The organism is Collinsella sp. AM12-1 (assembly GCF_003472325.1).
Classification (GTDB): Bacteria; Actinomycetota; Coriobacteriia; order Coriobacteriales; family Coriobacteriaceae; genus Collinsella.
Window position 1 is genome coordinate 1 of the sequence record NZ_QRLS01000043.1, and the last position, 1,629, is coordinate 1,629.

Annotated in this window: 1 protein-coding gene; it reads right to left on the bottom strand. The window is 62.0% G+C overall.

Going from position 1 to position 1,629, the window contains the following annotated elements:
- A partial coding sequence (locus DW136_RS09795; protein ID WP_147351660.1) for an ABC transporter ATP-binding protein occupies window positions 1-1,584 on the bottom strand: 1,584 nt, incomplete at its 3' end.
- Window positions 1,585-1,629: the final 45 nt, after the last annotated feature.

Genomic DNA, 1,629 nt, shown 5'->3' on the forward strand with positions numbered 1-1,629 from the left:
GGTGAGGTCTGCCAGGTCGTCGAGCAGATGGCTTGAAATGAGCACGCTGCGTCCCCGCGCCACTTCGCTGCGCATCGCGTCGCAGGAGGTTTTCCGTTTTCCCGGATCGAGGCCGTTCAGCGGTTCATCGAGGATGAGGTACGGGCAATCGGTCGCTATCGCCATGGCAAGCTTTACCTGCTGCTTCATTCCTGTCGAGAGTTTACGGGTCGGCTTGTCGAGATATGGGGAGATTCCGAGGGAGTCGCAGAGCGAGTCGATGTCGGCGGCCGATTTCCACGCCTCCCTAACGAAAGCAAGGTGCTCGATGGCCGATAGCGTGGGGTAGAGATCCGCGCCGCCCGAAGAGCTCAGGTAGACGAGTTCTGCAAATTCGGCTGATCGACGTTGGCAGATTCCGTCTGCCGCCAGGCTTCCCGAGCGGATGCGGGTGGGAAATTGGCCCGACAGCGCTTCAAGAAGGGTGGTTTTCCCCGAGCCGTTGGGAGCAACGAGGCCCGCCGCCGTTCCCGGGCTCAGGAAAAGCGACCCGATTGAAAGTATCGTCGTGCTTCCGTATCCCACGCTCGCGTCTAGAAGCTCGAGCCCATGGTGCTTTTTCGCGGGTCCAGGCTGTTTGGGGGAACGTGTCGCAACGGCGCCGACCGCAAAAAGGACCGCGACGTATGCCAGGGCCACGGCAAGCATCGATGCGCTGCCTGAACCGGAGCCAATGAATTCTGTCGGGAAGCATCCTACGTAGCCCGTTGCCTCGATAGGCGAGAACACGGCCAGCGGCAGGAGATTGAGCGCGGCGTTATGCCCTAGTGCCGAATCGGACAGCAACGGGAATGCCGGGGCCGCGACAAGCAGCGCTGAGGTAAGGGGGCCCGCGAGGACGCGCCTCGTTGCGGTCGATAGGACGGCGGAGCAAACGGATATCAAGGTTCCGCCCGCAAGCAGCGCGAGAAGCAGGGCTGTGAAGACGTTTCCCGCGGTCGTGGTGGTAAGCGCGCCGTCATGGAAGAAGGCGATCGGGTACCCAATTTGCCCGAAGCCGTTTAGGACCAAGGCGTAAATGCCCCCGGGTGCGAGGCCGGCGAGGAGCATCGCGGTCCCCGCGACGATTATCGAAAACACGATCTGGATAAGGCGCCGGAATTTGGGCGCGGGCGCCTTTGCCGCCAGGGTCGCAGGCCTTGTGGCGCCGAGCACGAGTATCGACGAGAGAAGGAAGGGGATGAAGGGAAGGAAAGACGGCGCCGTGGCAATGGCGTAAGGCAGGAAGGAAAGGAATGGCAGGTCGTTTGCGGAGGCCGGGATATCCGTGATGCCGGAGCTGCTCAGGGCACGGCAATATGCGAGCGCTGCGTCATTGGTCTCTCGGTCTCCCACGATGGACCCGGATTGGAAGCCTTCGCCCATGAGCGCGTAGTAGCTCTCGGCAGAATCGAGAAAGGCGGCGTCGGTTTGAGCGGCAAGGGCGGCGTTCGCGTATCTTGCAAGCTCCGCGTCAGCTTGCTGCTCTGGCGATAGGTCTGTGCCGCTGGCCTGGGGCGCGCGCGTATTGAATGCGTCGACAAAGCCCTGCATGCCCTGCTTCATAAAGAAGGGCCCGTAGATGGGTGAATTGAACGCAATGGGGACGGA